General features: G+C 63.2%; 11 protein-coding genes and 2 pseudogenes. 6 read left to right on the plus strand and 7 right to left on the minus strand.

Annotated elements, in window-relative coordinates:
- Nucleotides 1-142: 142 nt before the first annotated feature.
- The 4 genes and pseudogenes from ACTJKY_RS08270 to ACTJKY_RS08285 form a co-directional block, all read right to left on the minus strand.
- The gene (locus ACTJKY_RS08270; protein WP_440845367.1) at nt 143-1,240 is read right to left on the minus strand and encodes a PepSY-associated TM helix domain-containing protein; all 1,098 of its coding nucleotides are present in this window, start codon (nt 1,238-1,240) and stop codon (nt 143-145) included.
- Nucleotides 1,241-1,246: 6 nt separating this feature from the next.
- Nucleotides 1,247-3,361, minus strand: coding sequence for a TonB-dependent siderophore receptor (locus ACTJKY_RS08275; RefSeq protein WP_440845369.1), 2,115 nt, complete (start codon nt 3,359-3,361; stop codon nt 1,247-1,249).
- 351 nt (nt 3,362-3,712) lie between these two features.
- The gene (locus ACTJKY_RS08280; protein ID WP_440845371.1) at nt 3,713-4,174 is read right to left on the minus strand and encodes a helix-turn-helix domain-containing protein; all 462 of its coding nucleotides are present in this window, start codon (nt 4,172-4,174) and stop codon (nt 3,713-3,715) included.
- 52 nt (nt 4,175-4,226) lie between these two features.
- Nucleotides 4,227-4,421: pseudogene (locus ACTJKY_RS08285) on the minus strand (hypothetical protein); the annotation flags it as partial.
- A 352-nt stretch (nt 4,422-4,773) separates the two neighbouring features.
- On the opposite strand from ACTJKY_RS08285, the gene ACTJKY_RS08290 reads away from it, so the two are divergent.
- The gene (locus ACTJKY_RS08290) at nt 4,774-5,532 is read left to right on the plus strand and encodes an IclR family transcriptional regulator (RefSeq protein ID WP_440845373.1); all 759 of its coding nucleotides are present in this window, start codon (nt 4,774-4,776) and stop codon (nt 5,530-5,532) included.
- A 177-nt stretch (nt 5,533-5,709) separates the two neighbouring features.
- On the opposite strand, the gene ACTJKY_RS08295 is transcribed toward ACTJKY_RS08290, so the two are convergent.
- Both ACTJKY_RS08295 and ACTJKY_RS08300 read right to left on the minus strand, forming a co-directional pair.
- Nucleotides 5,710-5,988, minus strand: coding sequence for an aldehyde dehydrogenase family protein (locus ACTJKY_RS08295; protein ID WP_440845375.1), 279 nt, complete (start codon nt 5,986-5,988; stop codon nt 5,710-5,712).
- Nucleotides 5,989-6,068: 80 nt separating this feature from the next.
- Nucleotides 6,069-6,536 (minus strand): annotated as a pseudogene (locus ACTJKY_RS08300) (aldehyde dehydrogenase family protein); the annotation flags it as partial.
- A gap of 116 nt (nt 6,537-6,652) precedes the next feature.
- On the opposite strand from ACTJKY_RS08300, the gene ACTJKY_RS08305 reads away from it, so the two are divergent.
- The 5 genes from ACTJKY_RS08305 (at nt 6,653) to ACTJKY_RS08325 (ending at nt 12,450) form a co-directional block, all read left to right on the plus strand.
- Entirely contained in the window at nt 6,653-7,555 is a 903-nt protein-coding gene (locus ACTJKY_RS08305) for a VOC family protein (RefSeq protein ID WP_440845377.1), read from the plus strand.
- A 29-nt stretch (nt 7,556-7,584) separates the two neighbouring features.
- Complete coding sequence (locus ACTJKY_RS08310; RefSeq protein ID WP_440845379.1) at nt 7,585-8,433, plus strand: fumarylacetoacetate hydrolase family protein; 849 nt, start codon at nt 7,585-7,587, stop codon at nt 8,431-8,433.
- Nucleotides 8,433-10,076: a bifunctional 3-(3-hydroxy-phenyl)propionate/3-hydroxycinnamic acid hydroxylase gene (locus ACTJKY_RS08315; protein ID WP_440845381.1), complete on the plus strand. Its 1,644-nt coding sequence runs from the start codon at nt 8,433-8,435 to the stop codon at nt 10,074-10,076. The genes ACTJKY_RS08310 and ACTJKY_RS08315 overlap by 1 nt, the downstream gene beginning before the upstream one ends.
- A gap of 127 nt (nt 10,077-10,203) precedes the next feature.
- Nucleotides 10,204-11,211, plus strand: a complete 1,008-nt coding sequence (locus tag ACTJKY_RS08320) for a SphA family protein (RefSeq protein WP_440845383.1) — start codon at nt 10,204-10,206, stop codon at nt 11,209-11,211.
- Between the two features lie 24 nt (nt 11,212-11,235).
- A complete protein-coding gene (locus ACTJKY_RS08325) occupies nt 11,236-12,450 on the plus strand; it encodes an MFS transporter (protein WP_440845385.1) in 1,215 nt (404 codons plus the stop codon).
- Nucleotides 12,451-13,006: 556 nt separating this feature from the next.
- Here ACTJKY_RS08325 and ACTJKY_RS08330 read toward each other — a convergent pair.
- Nucleotides 13,007-13,770, minus strand: a protein-coding gene (locus ACTJKY_RS08330; protein WP_440845387.1) for an IS5 family transposase whose coding sequence is annotated in 2 segments (ribosomal slippage) — nt 13,007-13,429 and nt 13,432-13,770 — 762 coding nt in all. Because the reading frame shifts where the segments join, the coding sequence is not laid out codon by codon here.
- Between the last annotated feature and the right edge of the window lie 26 nt (nt 13,771-13,796).

Below are 13,796 nucleotides of genomic sequence, written 5' to 3' on the forward strand. Positions count from 1 at the left end.
AAGAGCAAAGCTGGACAACCCAAACCGATCCAGCCGGCGACAGCTCCGACCGTGCCACCCATCAACAAGGCCGTGAACAGCCCGAAGAAGGTGACGATTGCGATCGCTACGGGCCATCGCCACGTTGTCCAGCCGCCCCGGGTCACGCGGGCCTCCCGAGGGGACGAATCAGGAGTTGGATACCGGTGATGAGGACGATGATCGTGGCGACATCGAGTACCGCCCACAGCAGCTTTAACGGCAATCCGCCGTAATCGCCGAAGTGCAACGGCCGAGAGATCTCGAGCGCGCGGAGGTACCAGGGCAGTTGCCTCTTCTCGACGACGCGACCGGTAGCAGCCTCGACCAGCACCGGCGTTTCCAATCGCGATGTCAGCGTCGTCGAACCTTTGAACCAGACGATATAGTGGTGCGGGCTTCCGAAACGAGAATAAGGAAACGCGAGGCTTTCGGGCTGCATGTCCGGCACAGCGCGCTGAGCTGCTGCGACCGCGGAGCCCGCACTCACGATGTGCGACGGTACCGGTTTGTCATGCCACGGCCGGATCATCGCCGCGAGCTGGTCGGCCTGCCATAACTGGAACAGCGGCCGGGCCAGGGTGTTGGCGACGCCGGTTATTCCGACCACAGACGTCCACGCTAGAACGACCACGCCAACGAAGTTGTGCGTGTCCAGGCGCTTCGTTCGCTTCGCACCCTCGATGCGGATCGTCGCGAACGGCAGATTGCGCATGAATGGCGCATACAAGACGACGCCGGAGACGAGCGCCAGGACGAACAGCAAGCCCATAAGACAGAGCAACAGCGAGCCGGGAAGACCCAGGATCAAGTCCTCGTGTATCGCATGAATGACGTCGGTCATTCGGCTCCCTAGCCTCCGCTCGGCCAGCACTGCGCCATCCCTGAGGTCGATCACGGCGCCACGGAATTCGCCGGGAGCGGCCATGGCACGAGGCGCGGACCACAATATCAGACGATGCGGGCCGTCGGGCGTCCACGTCAGCGACATCGGCACCGCACCCGCTTGTTTGGCGAGCGCCTTTGCAACGCTCTCGTCAAGCGGTGCGTCGTCATCAGATGTCGGTGGAGTCTGCCGTGTGATCGGTGTGAGGGCAGCATCAATCTCGTCGGAGAAGATCAACGGCAAACCGGTGACGCACAGCACCAGCAGTAATGCCGTGCAAATGATGCTCGACCATTTGTGGATCCAGCGCCATCGGCGAAGCTGCGTGGAGGTCATGCGCAGCTACCAGGCGTAGCGGATATTGGCGATGATCTGGCGGCGCAGACCGTAGTAGCAACCGAGATTGCCGCACGATGAGACATAGGTCTTGTCGAGGAGGTTGGTAGCGTTGAGCTGGACCGACCAGTGCGCGAGCCGCGGCGAGAGATGCGCCAGATCATAGCCGATCACCGCATCGAGCAGGACGTTGTCGACGACCTGATAGCTGTTTGCGAAATTGCCGTATGATTTGCCGATATAGCGGACGCCGCCTCCGATCGTCAGGCCGGCAAGTGCGCTGCCAGTAGGAGCATAGTCGGCCCAGACGGTCGCGGTGTTTTTGGCGTTGCTGGGCGGAACCTTGCCTTTGAGACCGGACGCGGCCGGCGCATCCGACACCTTGATGTCGAGGTGGCCATAGGTGGCGCGCAGATCGAGCCCCTTTATCGGCGTCAGATGGCCGTCGAGCTCAATACCCTTCGCTTCATATTCGCCCAACTGCGCCGTGGCGCCGGCGTGCGCCGGATCAGCGGTGGTGACGTTGCTCTGGGTCAGCTTGTAGACCGACGCTGTCACAAACCCCGGGAAGCTGACCGGCTGATATTTGACGCCGGCTTCGTACTGCTTGCCGCGCGTTGGCCTGAACAGGACGCCGTCGAATCCGGCCCCCAATATCGGCTGGAACGAGGTCGAGTAGCTGACATAGGGCGCGAGCCCGAAGTCGAACAGGTAGATCAACCCGGCTCGGCCGGTGAAGGCCCGCTGATCGAGATCGGTGAGCCTGCCGGTCAGGCGGTTCTGGTCCGATATGGAGACCCAGTCCTCGCGCCCGCCAAGCACGAGGTTCATTCCGCCTAGTGAGAGCTGGTCCTGCGCGTAGATGCCGGTCTGGTTTTGCTTCTGCAGGCCGTTCTGGAAGATTGCCGCAGTGGGGATCTGTTTTCCGTAGACCGGGTCGAGCCAATCTAGCGTCGGCGCCGCCTTGAAGCCGTAATAAGCTTGATGATCCCACTTGCTATACTGATAATCCAAGCCGACGAGCAGCTTGTGCTTGATCGGCCCGGTGTCGAAATCCCCCTGCATCTGATTGTCGATGGCGAGCGTGTTCAGCTTTTCGATCGCCTGATAAGGCGAGCGCTGCAGCGTGTGTCCATCGGCCGCGAGAGCCTCGAACAGGACCGTGCGGTAGTCGGTCGAAATGTGCATGTAGCGGAAGTTTGACCGGAACTGCCAAACGTCGCTGAACCGATGCGAGAAGCTGTAGCCGATCGACTCCTGGGTCCGGTGTAGCCGGTCATAATCGGGCTCGCCGCCGTAGAATGATGTGGGGATCTTGCCGAAAGGGCTGGACTGGCCGGAGCCCGGCGAGGGAATCTGATTGTAGAAGCCGCCATCCGGCTCGCGCTGGTAATTGGCGAGGATGGTAAACTCGGTAGCGCTGTCGGGATGCCAGCTTATCGCCGGCGCGACGAACCACTTGCGATACTTGGTGTGATCAATCTGCGTATCTGTGTCGCGCACCAGCCCCGTCAGACGATAGCTGAGCTGCCCATCGCCGGTCAGCGGCCCAGTAATGTCGGCAGCGCCTTGCAGGCGATTCCAGTTACCGGTCTGGAACATGACCTCGCCTCCCGGTGTCGCAGAAGGGCGACGGCTGGTGAGCGCCACAAGCCCTCCCGGCGACGACTGGCCGTACAGGACCGAGGACGGTCCTTTGAGGACATCGATCCGGTCCAGTGCATAAGGGTCGAATTGCGGCGCCGCCCAAGAGCCCGACTGCAGGCGCAGCCCATCGAGATACTCTTGCGGCACGAAGCCGCGGATCGTGAACTGGTTGGCCTCGATGCGGTTGTCAGCGCCGCCAAGCTCGGTCTGGACGCCAGGGACATAGCGCAAAGCCTGAGTGACGGTCTGGATATTTTGCAGTTGGATTTGCGATCGATCGATCACGGAAATCATCTGCGGCGTCAGGATCAGGGGCGTATCCGTCTTTGTCGCTGTTCGATCGATGGTGCGTTGACCGGTCACGACGATCGAGCCGTCGTCGGCCCCGGCCTGGTCCGCCTGGGCGCGCCCGGGCGTGGGCTGGACAATTGCCAGAGCCGCAGCCGACAGAGCAAGGACGTACGAGGAACTCACAATCACCCTTTCTCTATTAAGACGCATTCGCGTTAACAGAATTCCGGGCTTCTGCAAGTTTCTACGGCGTGGGCATGCGCGATTGGCAAAGCGGATGCTTATAGTGATTAGGCCGAGCCTCTTATCATGCTCGCACGAGGCACAGGTCCACTTAAGACAGCTTTAACCTTCTGGTCAGCCAATTGCGGAGATGCGTTCGGCGAATGGTTCCAGTAAGCTGGAAGTTCCGCCCGGGCGCAGATCTTCCAAACACTTCGGGTGGGCGGCGAAATCTGTGTTCGCCTTTGACGGATGCTGATCATGCGAAGTTACCGCAGCCGGTCTGCTCTGGGCATTTCCTGGCAATCAACTTTACATGCCGGCGGCTCCACTGCGAACCCCCAGCTTCACGTCCGAAGTGAAGCCGCTGCGGTTGTGAAGCTGGTGCTGCACCTCCGGTATCGGCGTTGCGTATCGGCACTCGCGCCAACCGACGAGAGTGGACCAGACCGTCACCGCGACTTCAAGGGTGCGTTTTTCAACACGAGACCAAGCTGCCTGAAGGCGGCCCATGACAGAGGCTGCCAATAAAAAATTCCGCGCAATCTTGAGCTGTCGGCGCCGGCGAGCCGTTGTCTTGTCGTTCGCAAGCAACGTGAAATAGCCGCGGAACATCGCCTCATCATCCAGGTGCCGGTTCCGCTTCAACTTTCGATAAATGGTCGACACGTGGCGGCCAACCTCCGTGGCAGCCTCACAGACACTTCTTCCGGACTGCCGAAGCTGATAGAGACGTCGCTGTTCGTCCAGATTCAGTTGCCGATAATGGCGCACGCTGCGAAACCGTCAAGCGGCTGAACACCGAAGATTGCCTATTTTTCGCACTTCAATTTGGAATTCGCTCGCCCACATCGTCCCCAGATACCAGTCCCAACGCGACGATGGACGAACATGATATCTCGATGATCGAGCATAGCACCCGGTTCAGCGCCACATCGCCGCTTGACAGCGGCGATGTGGCTAGCGCGAACAGCACCACGATTGCCGCCGAATAGCCCAACAGCACGAACGCATAGGTGCGGAAATGGCGAAGGGGTCAGTGCTACCAGGGGCGGGAGCGGCTCGCCCTTCCACCACAGCAGCAGCGCTTCGCCCGCTGCGGCGCCGACCACCGTCCCGCTGAGGCGTGAGACGAAGCGGTCAAGCAAGCCGTCGCCTCGGCGAGGCGATCAACCACACCGTCATCCCTGCCCACCATAGGTGATGCAGCCCGCCCAGCCAAGCGAGGAGGATGCCCAGCAACGTCGCCCGCGCGGTATGCACCGCGAACCGAAAGAGTCGTCACCGCGATCGAACCGGTTGTCGGGGAAGCCGCGCCTGCTATGAAACATCGAACGGACGGCCAATTTTGGCGTCGCGAGGCATGGCATGGCATGGCAACGGCGGACAAGGTACTTTCCATCCTGGGGCTGTTCACGATGGAGCAACCGAACTGGACGGTGGATGCGATTGCCTCCACCCTCGCCCTGTCAGGCAGCACGGCCTATCAATATGTCGGCAGCCTGGTGGCTGCAGGGCTGCTCACCTCCGACAAGAGCGGCCGCTATACCATCGGTCCCGCAGTCATCGAAATGGACCGGCTACTGCGCCGCTTCGACCCGCTGATCCACGAGGCGCAAGGACCGCTCCATGGGCTCGTGGAAGCAATTGAGGGCGAGGCGATCGGCCTGTTGTGCCGGATCTATCGCCTGCGGGTGATGTGCGTTGATCAGGCGGTGCGCCATGCTCCGACGGCGTCGATCAGCTATGAACGTGGACGCCCGATGCCGCTGACGCGTGGCGCTGCCTCCAAGTCCATCCTTGCGCATCTCGGCACCCGGACGCTGCGTCGCTTCTACGATTCCGACCCGATCGGCGTCGCCGCCGCCGGGCTGGGTGACGGGTGGGAAGCGTTTCGCCGGACGATGCGCCAAATGCGCAAGGCCGGCGTGCTGGTAACGGTCGGCGAACTGGACCCGGGCATGATGGGCATCTCGGCGCCGGTGTTCGACGGGCAGGGCGAGGTCCTGGGATCGATCGGCCTGGTGGTGCCGGCCTATGACTATCCGGAAGGCAGCTCGGCCTTGGCGCAGGCGGGGGTCGCCGTGGCCGAAGCGGCGGCGACGTTAACGGCCGCGCTTGCCACGGCCTGAGGAGCCAAGCCGGCGCATCCGATCCGCTTCAGAACGGATAGCGCGCGGCGTTTCCTGGACCGTCACCCAATGATCGTGGTGCATTCGGCGACCGTTCAGTCGACGTTGAATCTGCCGTGCCCGCTGTTCTTCTCGCCGCCGAACATGTTGGACGGGCTGTCCTGGGTCAAGATGTCGTCAACATAGGTCATCCCCGGTTTGGTCTGCCGCGCCGGCTTCCATGCCGCGTGCCACGTCGTGGGTGAAGATCGCGCTGGACAGACCATATTCGGCGGCGTTGGCCAACCGGATGGCATCGGCCTCGTCTTCGGCGCGGATGATGACGGCAACTGGGGCGAGCTGCTCCGCCTGGGCCAAGGCGCTGTCATTGCCCACGCCCGAGAAGCTATGCGGCGGCACCACCGACCCTTGCGCCTCACTGACCAGATGCTCGGTAAAGCCGGCTGCCCGCGCCACGGCGATGGTAGGAGCGCCGCATCGCGTTGGTGGGCAGCGATCAGCGGGCCGATCACCGTCGCCGAGTTTGCCGGGTTGCCAGCCTTCAGCGTGCGGACATGCGTGACGAACCGTTCGACAGAGGCGTCATGCACCGTCGTGTCGAAGATGATGCGGTTGCCGCTCATGCAGGTCTGGCCGTTGTGGAGGAAGCGGGCGAATGCCGCAGTGTGCAACGCGAGATCGAAGTCGGCATCCGCCAGCACAACGACCGGCGCGTTGCCGCCCAGTTCGAGACTGAGATGCTTGAGCCTGGGGCCGGTCATCGCCAGCCCGCCGATATGCTTGCCGACGCGCTGAACCCGTGAACGAACCGGAACGCAGTGACGGCGCCGTCGACATTGATGAAGATGTCGACTTCCGGCATCGGCGGTTAGAGGGGCCGGCGTACCTGCATGAACCGCCCGCAGATTTCCTGCCACCTCAAGATCGCGCGAGCCGCCTTCGAACCCGGACGGGGTGTAGAGTGGACCGGTACAATCCGGCGTGTCTGGGAGAAGCTCCGTCATATAGCCTCTCCAAGCCAGGCGGACTGTCAGTCCAACTCCTTATGCGGTGTCTAGCGGCGCTACCTTCCAGTTGACAGCAATATTCCAGCATAATAGGAATAAAGCATATTTTTGAAGTGGCCCGCACGTCGTCGCTATCGGAGGATGTCATGCCCGTATTTTCTGCCGACCGTTGGGGGCGCCCGCGCGCCACCCTCGTCGCCCGGCTGCACTATCTGGAGATCGGCTGCGCGGACCCGCAGGTGAGCGCGGTTTTCTACCAACAGGCAATGGGCAATTCGGTGCGGGCAATTGCGGACGGTTTTCTGGCATCCGCTCCGGACCGCATGCTGATGCTGTCGCGCGGCAAGCCGAGATCATTGCTGTCGGCCGGCTTCGCGCTTCCGGATGCCGAGGAGTTGGACCGCCTGCGGCGCCGACTGGACGCTGCTGGAAATCCGTATGACGACGGCACGACCTGGTGCTTCGCCGAAGCGGTTGCCGTGCGCGATCCGGATGGCAACCGCTTCGTGTTCGGTGTCGCGGACTCCGCCAACGACATCCTTCCTCCCGCCACCGTGCCGCCGGCCCGCCTGCAGCACGTGGTGCTGGCCAGTCGCGCTCCCGAGCGGATCACCCGTTTCTTCATCGACGTGCTGGGCTTCACGCTTTCGGACGACGTGCTCGACGATCAAGGCGGCGTGCGCACCTCGTTCCTGCGCTGCAGCGACGAGCATCACAGCTTCGCGGTGTTCTTGGCGGGCGAAGACCGCTTTGACCATCATTGCTATGAAACCACGGACTGGAATGCGATCCGCGACTGGGCCGACCACCTGGCCGCCCTTCACATCCCGATCCAATGGGGCCCCGGCCGCCACGGGCCGGGCAACAACCTGTTCCTGTTCGTCCACGATCCCGACGGCAATTGGGTGGAAATTTCCGCCGAGCTGGAGATCGTCCGGCACGACCGGCCGGTCGGGCAATGGCCGCACGTCCAACGCACGCTGAACAGCTGGGGACAGGGGCTGCTGCGCAGCTGAACCACACCCATTTCACCGGAGAACAATTCATGAAGTTGGCGAGTTTCGACCTCGGCGGCCGTGCCAGCTATGGCATCGTCGATGGCGACCAGGTCCATGACATCGGCGCGCTACTGGCGAGCCGCTATCCCGATCTAAAGTCACTGATCGCGGCCAATGCGCTCGGCGAGGCGGCAGCGGCGGCTGCAGCCAGCGCGCACCTGGCGCTGCCGGACGTCACGCTGCTGCCGGTCATCCCCAATCCGCAAAAGATCTTCTGCGTCGGTCATAATTACGAGATGCACCGTCAGGAGACTGGCCGCGACAAGACCGAGCACCCCTCGATCTTCACGCGCTTCGCGGACAGCCAGACCGCGCATGGCGCGGCGATCGTGCGGCCGCGCGTCTCCACCATGCTCGATTATGAAGGCGAGCTGGCAGTGGTGATCGGCAAGGGCGGCCGCGCGATAACGGCGGCCGAAGCGTTGGACCATGTCGCTGGCTATGCCTGCTATAACGACGCTTCGGTACGCGACTGGCAATGGCACACGCGCCAGTTTACGCCAGGCAAGAACTTCCCCGGCACGGGCAGCTTCGGTCCCTGGCTGGTGACAGCGGACGAAATTCCTGACCCCCGTGCCCTGTCGGTTACCACGCGGCTGAACGGCACCATGGTGCAGTCGCAGCCCACCGCCGACATGCTGTTCCCGATCCCGACGATCATCGAATATCTCTCGGCCTTCTCGCCGCTGTCTCCGGGGGACGTGATCGTCAGCGGCACGCCGGGCGGGGTCGGGGCCAAGCGCCAGCCACCGCTCTGGATGAAGGCAGGCGACACGGTTGAAGTCGACATCCCGGGCGTGGGGCTGCTCGTCAATATTGTCCAGGACGAAGCGTGATGCACGACTGTCCCGATAGCGTGGCCCGTGATCACTATCCGGTGGTCGTGGTCGGCGCCGGGCCGACCGGGCTTACTTTGGCCAACCTGCTCGCGCGCTACGGCACGCGGGCGCTCCTGGTCGAGCGAAACCCGACGACGGTGCAGGAACCCCGCGCGGTTTCGATCGACGACGAAGCGCTGCGCACGATGCAGGCTGCCGGCATCATCGATGCGGTGCTGCCCGACATCGTCGCCGGCTACGGATCCGACTATCTATCGCCGCGCGGGCGGATGTTCATGAGGGTGGAGCCGACCACTCGCCCCTATGGCTATCCGCGACGCAATGCCTTTCGCCAACCGCGCTTCGAAGCGACGCTGCGTGATACGCTGGAAGGTGCCGCCACGATCGACACGCTGTTCGGCCATGCGCTGGAATCGTTCGAACAGGATGAAGCGGGCGTCACGCTGCTACTGGCAGGGCCGGAGGGGCAGCGGCAGATTCGCTGCGACTATCTGGTCGCAGCCGATGGTGCCCGCAGCGCGATCCGCACGCACCTGGGTCTGGCTCTCGACGGGGAGACCTTTTCCGAACAATGGCTGATCGTCGATCTGGAGGATTCGCCTGCGCCCAGCCGCAATACCATCGTGTTTTGCGATCCCGATCGCCCCTGCATTGCTCTGCCGGGCCCGAACACCACGCGGCGGTTCGAATTCAAGCTGCTCCGGGGCGAGCAACCGGACTGCGTAACCGACCAGGACTTCGTCGAACGGCTGCTCGTCGATCACGGCGCCGCGCCGGGAAGCCGGATCTGCCGCAAGGCCGTCTATACCTTCCACGCCCGGCTTGCGCCGCTCTGGTCGGTCGGGCGGGTGTTCCTCGCCGGCGACGCTTGCCACCTGACGCCCCCGTTCGCGGGCCAGGGCATGAACAGCTGCATCCGCGACGCGCACAATCTCGCGTGGAAGCTGGCTTGGGTGACGCGCGGGGCGCTACCGCGCGAGCTGCTCGACACCTATGAGCGCGAACGACGCGGTCATGTCGGCGAGATGATCCAGCTGGCGTTGCGCATGGGCCGCATCATGGGACCGCGTAATCACGCCACGGGCTTCGCTACCCGCTCGCTGTTCCGGTTGCTCGCGCTCTGGCCGGCAGCGCGCGAGTATTTCGCACAGATGAAGTACAAGCCGGCACCGCGCTTTACCGAAGGCCTTCTGATCCCGGACGGTGCAACCGCGCGCAAGACCGCCGTGGGTCGGCTGCTGCCCCAGCCGACTGTCGAGATGGTCGCCGGCAAGCAGGTGCTGCTGGACGAATTGCTGGGTGACGGATTTGCCCTGGTCGGCATCGGCGCTGCCGCAGCACGGCTGGCAGAGGTCGCGACTCTGCCCGGGTTCGCGGGCCTGGCGCCAAGGCTGGTAGCCGTCGACGACAATGGCGCCGCGCCGGCCGCCGAAGCCATCGCACGGGTGCGCGACACTGCCGGAACGCTTGGCGGCGGCGCAGGAAAGGCCGACCGGATCTTGCTGGTCCGCCCCGACCGGTATGTGCTCGCCGCGTTCACGCCGCTTCAGGCGGAAGCGATTGCAGAACAGCTTGTGGCGATCGGCCTCGGGCGAGCGGGCCTCGCCCAGCCGTACCAAGCCGCGCTTGCTGCAACATAAAAGGACATATTCCAGATATACTGGAACTAGTTGGTTTTATCGTTATTCCGGATATAAAGGAATACAGTCTGCGAGTCGTGCCGACTACCATGAGAGGCCTGAAGGTCCCCATCGAGGAGAGGACTAGATGCGTTCAAGAACCAAATGGATCGTGCTTACGCTTTGCATTTCCGCCGCCATTAACGGCACCGCCTCGGCACAATCGAGCGCAGGCCTGCCAGCCTCGCAAATTCCGGATCTGGTTACCCCGCCGAACGGGATCAATTTGGGTGCCACCAGCTTCGGCGACGGCTTCAGCACGCTGAAGCCAGGGGTCACCCTACTGCAATATCTGCGCTACAACGATTCCAACTCGATTACCGACAAGAATGGCAACGAGTCCTCGGTGTTCCGCAATCCGCGCATCAAGGTGGCCACCTTGATCAACCAAGTGTCGATTGCCACTCCTTGGGCAATCGACGGTAACCGGATCGCCTTCGACCTGATGCTGCCGATTACCTCGATCGATGGCAGCTTCGATGCCGGCGGCCGACAGTTGGTGGACAACGGCACCAGCGTGGGAGACCTGACGTTCGGCCCTTCGATCCAGTTCAAGCCGATCCTGAAGCACGGGCATCCGGTCGCGTCCTTCCGCGTTGCGCTGAACGCGATCGCGCCGACCGGGGGGTTCAATCGCCACCGCGACCTGAACCAAAGCAGCGGCTATTGGTCGCTCAACCCGTTCGTGGCCTGGACAGTGCTCCCCGCCAAGGGGTGGGACATTTCCGGGCGCCTGCAATATCTATACAACTTCAAGACGACGCGGATTGCCAACGCGCCGACGATCCCCGGCTTCACGTTCCGAGACGGTCAGGCCGGTCAGCTGCTCTACACCAACTATTCGGTCTCGCGCGACGTCGGGCGGGCCGTGAGCGTCGGCGTGGCCGGCTATGCGGTGCAGCAGCTGGATACCGATCGCATCAGCGGAATCCGCCTACCCGATACGAAGCGCTCGGCGTTCTATGTCGGTCCTGGCTTCCAGATCAACCGGCTGCCGCGCTTCGACTTGACCGTCAATCTGTACCTGCCGGTGACGAGTCGCAACTACGCCAATGGTCCTCAGCTGAACTTCCTCGTCGTTATCCCGGTCCGATGATCCGCCCAGCATAGGAAACGCGCCATGCACAGTATTGCCTCCACCGTGATCGGGGCCGAGACCCGGACGGAAACGGAAGTTCCTCTGGTCCCAGGCATCATCCTAGCGGCGCTGGCATGCCTGCCCATCGCTGGCACACTGCTGGTTGCGCAGGTGCTGCCGCAAATGGAAGCTGCCTTCGCCGGAACCCCCGATCTGCGGGCACGCGTGTCGATTGCGCTCACTATCCCAGCGCTGGTCATCGCGCTGTGTTCCTGGGGCACAGGGTGGCTGGCAGACCGTGTCGGCCGGCACCGCCTGCTGGTGGCGGCTCTCCTGCTCTATGCGCTGTTCGGATTGCTCCCGCTCGTCCTCCATAGCCTCGACGCGATCATTGCGTCGCGGGCAGCGATGGGCGTGGCTGAAGGCATCATCATGACCTGCTCGACGGCGCTGACGGGCGATCTATATGCGGGGAAGCGCCGCGAGCGCCTCTTGTCGCTGCAGACCGCCTGCGCGTCCGCGGCGGCGGTAGTCTTCGCGATCATCGGTGGATTGCTCGGCAATTTCGGCTGGCGCACGCCCTTCGCCGTCTATGCCGTGGCATTGCTGGTCCTGCCGCTAGTTCTGGTCTTCGTTCCTGCCGATCGCCCGGCAGTTCGTTCTGCCGGCAAGGGTAGGCAGACGGGCGAAGGGCATCCGCTTGCGCCGCTGGCGGCGATCTGCGCGGCGACTGTGGTGATGTCGCTCGCCTTTTACGTTGCCCAGATCCAGACGCCCTTCCTGCTGAACGCGCTGGGGCCCGTCGCGCCCTCGACGGTGGGCATGGTGTCGGCGATGACGAACATCGCAGTGGTCGCGGGCACGGCGTGTTTCCCCGTCCTCCGCCGCTATCCGCTGTCGGTCACCGGCTTGAGTACCTTCATGCTGCTGGCCGCCGGGCTGATGATCGCGGCGATGGCGACTGCGCATGCCTCGCTTGTCGCCGGCCTGATCCTGACAGGTTTCGCCGGCGGAATCGCGCTGCCGACGCTGCTCAACAGCGTGATGGCACTGCTGAGCTTCGCCCAGCGTGGGCAAGGCGCCGGCCTGTGGCAGTCGAGCTTCTGGGCGGGTCAGTTCGCCAGCCCGATCCTGGTCGTCGTGCTAGCCGACCTGGCGGGCTCGCTCCAGACTGCCGTCGCGCTAACCGCGGCGGTAACGCTGTGCCTTGGAGGAGGGATGGCGCTTCTACTGCCTCGACGCGGCCAGGACAGCTGACCGTTTCTGACCCAAACCTCGTCCTGTATAGACGCCTTTCCTTTGAAGGAGCCTACACAGGAATTTCGATTGTAAGGTCTTCCTGTCGGGACTGCACGCCCCAAATCCATTCGAAGGAAGCTTGGAGGGCCTGCCCGTAACCGGGGTGATCCCGGCTGACTTGTTCGGCACCTGGCACATGTTGAGCAGCAATCGCGAGTTTCAGCCCATCCAGCTCGAACGCTATCACTGGTTCGAAGGCGACCGAATGTCTGCGCGACCACGCTGGTTCAGGGCGTGGCATCGGGCCGCGCGTCATGAAGCAGCCCGCGGTCATCCCAATGTCTGCCGTCCCGCCGATTGCGGCAGCCTGCTGAAACCGAATACTTCGCACACGCGCGCCAGTCCCGTTTCTCCATCTCCCCTGGCAGTTTCGGGAAACGGCGTTCGAGAACACGTAGTAGGCAAGCGCGTCGACGACGCTCCTGAAGAGGCTGATCCTGCACCAGGCAGTCCCCCGGGCCTTCCTTTTCGAGAGTTGCGATGTCTTTTGCGCGCTCTTGCCTAGGATCGGGACTCAATTACACCACAAGGTGATGGCGGCGGCGAGGAAGACACCAGCCATGTAGTTGGTGGCGAGCTTGTCGTATCGGGTGGCGACACGTCGCCAGTCTTTAAGGCGACACCATAGGCGTTCGACCAGGTTTCGGGTGCGATAGGCATCCCAATTATAGGGGATAGGTTGCTTGCGGCTTCGGGCTGCGAGGATGACGACCTCGGCGTCTTGGGTCTGAATGGAGGCGCGGATGGCGTTGCTGTCATAGCCGCGGTCAGCGATCAGCTTGTCGAACCGGCCGCGTGCCGCCTCGATCAGGGCGAACGCCATGGTCATGTCGCTCGTGTTGCCGGGCGAGATCAGCAGGATACGAGGGCGGCCGGCGGGGTCGGTCAGTCCATGGATCTTGCTGGTGCGTCCACCGCGCGATGTGCCGATGCCTTGCGCGAAGGCCCCCCTTTCGCGCCCGCCGCCGAGCGATGGACCTTGATGCTGGTCGAATCGATCGCGACGGATCCCCACACGCCGCTGTGCCCGGTGAGCGCCTCAAAAACCGCGAACCACACGCCTTGGCGGGTCCAACGGTGGAAGCGGTTGTAGATCGTCGTGTAAGTGCCGTACTCGGGCGGACAATCGCGCCACCGCGCCCCGATCCGAAGCATATGTACGATGCCTAAGATCACCCACCGGTCATCCACACGGCGCGCTTCCTTGCGACCCCGCGGCAACAACGGCTCAATCCGAGCCCACTCCGTCTCGCTCAACCACGTCAACTGCCGTGCCATACAAAGCCTCCGCTACGCAGATGCCT

This window comes from Sphingomonas sp. 22176, assembly GCF_052045505.1.
GTDB lineage: Bacteria > Pseudomonadota > Alphaproteobacteria > Sphingomonadales > Sphingomonadaceae > Sphingomonas.